This window comes from Terrisporobacter petrolearius (assembly GCF_020748185.1).
In the GTDB taxonomy this organism is placed as follows: Bacteria; Bacillota; Clostridia; order Peptostreptococcales; family Peptostreptococcaceae; genus Terrisporobacter; species Terrisporobacter petrolearius.
In genome coordinates, this window is sequence record NZ_JAHZMO010000040.1 from 26179 (window position 1) to 32525 (window position 6347).

The following is a 6347-nucleotide window of genomic DNA, read 5'->3' on the forward strand; positions in this document are numbered from 1 at the left end:
AATTCACTTTACTCATATCATATGCTGCAAATCTATTACTTAAAAATATAAGCACCTATAAATAGATGCTTACTTTTACAATAATGATTTTACTTTATCTAATATAACATTTGCAACTTCATCCTTTTTCATTTGAGGATATTTATTTATGTTGCCTTCTCTGTCAATTATTTTTACTATATTTGTATCAGTCCCAAAGCCTGCACCCTTTTCTGTTAGGTCATTAGCAACAATAAAGTCTAAGTTTTTCTTATTAACTTTACCTTTGGCGTTTTCAATAAGGTCATTAGTTTCAGCAGCAAATCCCACTAAAATTTTATCTTTTTTAATTTTTCCCAGTTCATAGGCAATATCCTTATTTCTACCTAATTCTATAACTAAATCATCATTACTTTTTTTTATTTTTTTATTACTATAAGTCTTAGGTTTATAATCTGCAACAGCTGCGCTTTTTATTATAACTTGATTTTCATCGAAATTGTCTATAATTGCATTATACATATCTTCAGCAGATTGAATTTTTATTAGTTTTTTTATGTTAGATGGTGGGTCTATATTTGTTGGCCCACTAACTAAAGTTACATCTGCTCCTCTATTAGCAGCTATTTTTGCAATAGCATATCCCATTTTTCCTGTAGATCTATTAGTTATATACCTTACTGGGTCAATACTTTCTACTGTAGGTCCAGCAGTTATTAATATTTTTTTACCCTGTAGGTCTTTATCTTCATTGTTAAACAGTTCTATCACTTTATTAACAATAACTTCTGGAGAAGCAAGTTTTCCTTCTCCTTCATCACCACAAGCAAGTCTACCACTTTCTGGGTTAACGAAATTATAACCTAATTCTTTTAATGTATTAATATTTCTTTGAAGAATGGGATTTTTGTACATATTAGTATTCATAGCAGGTGCTATAAGTACTTTCCCTGTAGTTGCCATAACTGTAGTTGTTAACATATCATCACATATACCATTTGCTACTTTTCCAATTACATTTGCAGTAGCTGGAGCAATTAAAAATATATCAGCTTTTTTTGCTAAAGATATATGTTCAACATCCCAAGTTTTTGGTTCTTCAAACATATCACTTACTACATAATTTTGACTTAATGATTGAAAAGTTAGAGGTGTAACAAATTCAGTTGCACCCTTAGTCATAATTACATGAACATTTGCATTTAGTTTTTTTAATCTGCTTACAATATCGCATGCTTTGTATGCTGCTATTCCACCACTAACACCAATTACTACAGTTTTATTCTTTAACATAACTTACTCCTCGATTAATTTACTTTGTTCTTCTGCATGTAATGCTTCTTGTATTTCTATTTCTTCTTCAGTTAATAATCTATAAGTTATTTTTCCTTCTGATATTTCTTCAGTAGCGAGCATTACTGGTTTACCTTTGTTTATTTTACTCTCAAGGTATGGATCACTTCCATCAACTATTTCTCTTGCCCTTTTTGCTACTGTTCCTACTAAATAATATCTGTTGTCTATTTTTGTTAATACTTCATTTATAGATGGTTTCATTTTATAATTCCTCCTTAAATTTTCTTATTATTTCATCTTCATATCTTGCAGCTTTATTTTTTTCAGCGCTTATAATATTTTCAATTTCTATTGCAGCTTCAACTTCTCTATTAGTTTCGTTGAAAATAAAATAGTTATAATCTTTAATTTGTTTGATTTCTTCTAAAGCACAACTTAATCTTTCTTGCATTTGCTCTTCAGTTTCTGTTCCTCTAGAAGACAATCTGCTTTGTAATTCGCTAAGAGTTGGCGGTAAGACAAATATTAAAATTGCATCTGGGTAAATTTGCTTTACTTGTCTTGCTCCTTGCATTTCTATTTCAAGAACAACATCTTGTCCTTTTTCTAAACACTCCATAACTGGTCCTTTTGGGGTTCCATAGAAGTTACTATAAGTCTTTGCATATTCTAAAAACTCATTTTTACTTATCATATCGTTGAACTTTTCATGAGTTAGGAAAAAGTAGTTTGCACCTTCAACTTCTCCAGTTCTAGGTTGTCTAGTTGTCGCTGATACAGAAAGTTTTAAATCTTGATTTCTGTTCATTAATACTTTACAAATTGTGCCTTTGCCTGCACCAGATGGCCCCGATACAACTAATAAAAGACCTTTCTTGTTTATAACCATTAATATTTCATCCTTTCAACTTATCTATTAGTATTATACATTTTTATAGCATTTATCACATTTAATACTACTCAATGTTTTGTATCTGTTCTCTAATTTTTTCTAATTCACTTTTAACTTCTACTACTAAATTAGTTATTTTTATATTAGATGATTTTGAACCTGTTGTATTAACCTCTCTATTCATTTCTTGAATTAAGAAATCAATTTTTCTACCTATAGAGTCATTTTTCACTACAGTATTTTTAAGTTGTTCAATATGACTTCTAAATCTAACAATTTCTTCTGTTATAGAGCTTTTATCTGCGAATATTGCAACTTCTTGGGCTAATCTATTTTCATCTACTATACTTGGATTTTCTAATATTTCACCAATTCTAGTATTTAACTTTTCTTTATATTCATCTACAATAGTATTTGAGTATTTCTCTATCTCATCTACTAAACCATTTAATACGTCACATCTTTTCAACGTATCCTCTGCAAGCTTTTTACCTTCTTCTTGTCTCATTTGACCAAGTTTTTCTAATGTAATATCAAGTGCTTCTTTTAACATGCTCCAGTATAAATCTTCATCTTCTTCTTTTTCCTCACATTTTACAATATCAGAAAATTTCGCCACACTCATAACACTTATGTCATCTTGTAAATCGTATTTTTCTTTTATTTCTTTTAAAATATTTACGTATTGAGTAGCCAATTTATCATCGAATTTTAAGTTTACATCCTCAGAACCGATTAAGTCAAGCTTTATATATAAATCTACTCTTCCTCTTTTTACAAAATTTTTTACGTAATTTCTTATTTTATCTTCTAAAAAAGATATCTTTCTGGGTAGGCGTACATTTATATCACAATATTTATGATTTATAGTTTTACACTCTACTAAAAAATGATAATTATCATTTTTAAATTCTCCCCTACCAAAACCTGTCATGCTTATAGCCATATTATTATACCTCCAAAATTCCTTCGCATATTTTTTCTGCTCTTCCACTCATATAAGCTTTTTCATCAACTAAATCTATTTTTATACTGCCACCTTCAGAAATAACATTCACACTTTTACATACTTTGTTTAAATAATTACTTATAATAACTGATGCTGTCATTCCTGTACCACAACCTAATGTATATCCACAACCTCTTTCCCATGTTCTAACAAATATGTTTGATTCATCTATAACTTTCACAAAATTCACATTAGTATTTTTTACAAAAATTTCATGTTTTTCTATTAATGGTCCATATTTATGTATATCTTCCATGTTTATCTCGTCTACAAAAACAACTGTATGAGGAACTCCCATCAACATAGAGCTAATAGTAAATTCTTTATCTAAGATTTGAATATTCTCATTTATGAAAACTTCTTTTTTTGTGTTAACAGGTATATCACCAGATTTAAAACTTCCGTTACCCATATTAACTGTGATTGTATCTATTTTATTGTCATTAGTGTTAATCTTTATCCTTTTTATGCCATCTAATGTATAAACATTAAATTCTTCTTTTTTAATTATATTATTGTCATAAACAAATTTAACAAAACATCTAAGTCCATTTCCACACATAGATGCACGACTTCCATCAGAATTATAGTATACCATTTCTATATCCGCCACATTACTATTTTTTACAATTAGTAAACCATCAGCTCCAACTGAAAATTTTCTATGGCAAACCTTCTTTGCTAATTTACCGTAGTTGTCACTTGCTACACTGTCATTTCTGCCATCAATTGCTATGAAGTCATTACCTATACCTTGTAATTTCCAAAACTTCATTCATATCTCCCCTTTTATACAAACAGTTCTAACTTCATATTATACAATATTTTTTTAAAAAAATAAATATGAATAAGTCTCTTACCTTATTATATAATAATTCTTATAAATTATTTTTATCATAATTTTGCTTAAATTCTTTTAAGTCCTTCTTAATACTTTCATCTAAGTCATGCCATTTAATATTTCTTATAGCCCCTTCTAAGGCGCATAGACGATTTAAGCAAGCACTTTCGTCTATATTTTTAATTTTTATCCAAGCTTTTTTACTTCCTATTTCCCATAGACTTTCAATGCTATTTATTCCAACCTCATTTAACTGTTTTTCTAATACTTTTCCTATATTAAGTAGTTTACTTAACTCTCCCATTTCTTCACCTCCAACATTTCTTCTTAGTTATAATTTTATTGTATTTTCATATTTATGCAAAACTTTATGTTCCCACTATTCACATCTTGGTTATAATATGTAATAATAAGTTTATTACTTATGTTTGAAAGGAGAGTATTATGGCATTAGATGGTTTAGTTATTCATAGCTTGGCTTACGAGCTTAGCACAAGGCTTGTAGGCGGTAAAATTGATAAAGTTCATCAACCAGAAAATGATGAATTAATCTTATATATAAGAAACAATAAAGAAAACTTTAAATTAATATTAAGTTCTAGTGCATCAAACCCTAGAGTTTATATAGCCAATAATTATAAAAAAGAAAATCCAATAAAGGCACCAATGTTTTGCATGTTATTTAGAAAGTACATACAAGGTGGTATAGTTACAGCAATCTCTCAAGTTGATTTTGAAAGAATAATAAAAATCAGTGTTGAATCTTTCGATGAATTAAAGGAAAAAACAACAAAAGATATTTATATTGAAATAATGGGAAGACATAGTAATATAATTTTAACTCAAAACAACAAAATAATAGATTCTATAAAAAGAATTCCTCCTAGTATAAGTAGAGTTCGTCAGTTGCTTCCTAATATGACTTATGAACTTCCACCAGCACAAGATAAGATTAATCCTGTAAAAGGAGCATCTATAAAAAGTTTTATCAATACTTTGAGAGAGTTCGATGGTCCCATATATAAAGGTATCTACACTAAATTTTTAGGTATAAGTCCTTCTGTATCTAAAGAAATTTGTTACAGATCTAATTTAAACCCTAATGACAAAGCAGAGGATAAAACTCGTGATGAATTATCTATTTTATATAAAGTTTTTTCTGATTTATTTACTAAAATAAAAAACGACAACTATGATCCTTGCATCGCTATAGATGAAAATATAGATAAAGTAATTGATTTTAGTTGTATTGATCTTACCTTCTTAACAGGAAACAAGTTCATAAAAAATGATTCTATATCCCAAATTATTGAGGATTACTACAAAACTAAAGATTTTAAAGATAGAGTTCATCAAAAAACTTCGGATTTGAGAAAAAGTATTTCTATTAAATTAGATAGACTTTATCATAAACAAAAGAAAATAGAAAAAGAATTAAGAGATGCAGATAATGCTGATGAATTTAAAGTAAAAGGAGAATTACTTACTTCATATATATACATGATAGAAAAAGGTATGGAAAGTGTAGAAGTAGCAAACTTCTACGATGAAAACTATTCAAATATAACAATACCTTTAAATAAAAATTTAACCCCTTCTGAAAATGCTCAAAAATATTTTAAAAAATACAGCAAATTAAAAACAGCAAAAATAGAATTAACTTCTCAAATTGCTATTTGTAATGAGGAAATTGAGTATTTGGAAAATATAATGCTTGGAATTGAAAACTGCGAAAATCTGGATGAATTAGCAGATATTAAAGACGAATTAATCAAATTAGGATATGCTAAAGCTCCTTACAGATACAAGGCAAAAAAAGATATCGATCTTACAACAAAACCTAATCAGTTTACATCTTCTGATGGATTTACAATTTTAGTTGGAAAAAATAATAAACAAAATGATTATTTAACATTAAGAATTGCTGATCCAGAAGATATTTGGATGCATACTAAAAATATACCTGGCTCTCATGTTATTGTTAAATGCGCAGGAAAAAAAGTACCTGATGAAACATTATATGAAGCTGCCATGCTTGCAGCCTTTTATAGCAAAGGCAGAATGTCTTCTCAAGTTCCTGTAGATTACACTATGAAAAAACATGTAAAAAAACCTAGTGGATCAAAACCTGGTATGGTTATTTATGAAACTAATAGCACAATTTATGTTACTCCAACAGAAGAAATAATAGTAAAATTAAATAACGGGACTGTAGGTAGATTTGTGTAAAACAAACTTACCTACAGTCTTTTTTGTATGTAAAACTGGTAAGTTTGGAATAATATTCATATTAAACTTTTGGAGGTATTAAAATGAAAAATAAAAAAGAA

At 28.2% G+C, this 6347-nt stretch carries 7 protein-coding genes; 1 reads left to right on the top strand and 6 read right to left on the bottom strand.

What is annotated here, in order from left to right; all coding sequences use genetic code 11:
* Positions 1-75: 75 nt before the first annotated feature.
* The 6 genes from coaBC to K0040_RS16405 all read right to left on the bottom strand — a co-directional run bounded on the left by coaBC (position 76) and on the right by K0040_RS16405 (position 4321).
* Positions 76-1272 carry a bifunctional phosphopantothenoylcysteine decarboxylase/phosphopantothenate--cysteine ligase CoaBC gene (gene coaBC, locus K0040_RS16380; RefSeq protein WP_228109822.1) on the bottom strand — a complete coding sequence of 399 codons (1197 nt, stop codon included), beginning with the start codon at positions 1270-1272 and terminating at the stop codon, positions 76-78.
* Between the two features lie 3 nt (positions 1273-1275).
* Entirely contained in the window at positions 1276-1536 is a 261-nt protein-coding gene (gene rpoZ / locus K0040_RS16385) for a DNA-directed RNA polymerase subunit omega (RefSeq protein ID WP_228109823.1), read from the bottom strand.
* 1 nt (position 1537) lies between these two features.
* A complete protein-coding gene (gene gmk / locus K0040_RS16390) occupies positions 1538-2164 on the bottom strand; it encodes a guanylate kinase (RefSeq protein WP_074915265.1) in 627 nt (208 codons plus the stop codon).
* A gap of 67 nt (positions 2165-2231) precedes the next feature.
* Entirely contained in the window at positions 2232-3113 is an 882-nt protein-coding gene (locus K0040_RS16395; RefSeq protein WP_228109824.1) for a YicC/YloC family endoribonuclease, read from the bottom strand.
* A 4-nt stretch (positions 3114-3117) separates the two neighbouring features.
* Positions 3118-3951, bottom strand: a complete 834-nt coding sequence (gene dapF / locus K0040_RS16400) for a diaminopimelate epimerase (RefSeq protein WP_228109825.1) — start codon at positions 3949-3951, stop codon at positions 3118-3120.
* 103 nt (positions 3952-4054) lie between these two features.
* Complete coding sequence (locus K0040_RS16405; RefSeq protein ID WP_228109826.1) at positions 4055-4321, bottom strand: TfoX/Sxy family protein; 267 nt, start codon at positions 4319-4321, stop codon at positions 4055-4057.
* A 140-nt stretch (positions 4322-4461) separates the two neighbouring features.
* Here K0040_RS16405 and K0040_RS16410 point away from each other — a divergent pair, with 140 nt between their 5' ends.
* A complete protein-coding gene (locus tag K0040_RS16410; protein WP_228109827.1) occupies positions 4462-6246 on the top strand; it encodes an Rqc2 family fibronectin-binding protein in 1785 nt (594 codons plus the stop codon).
* The last annotated feature ends 101 nt before the right edge of the window (positions 6247-6347 follow it).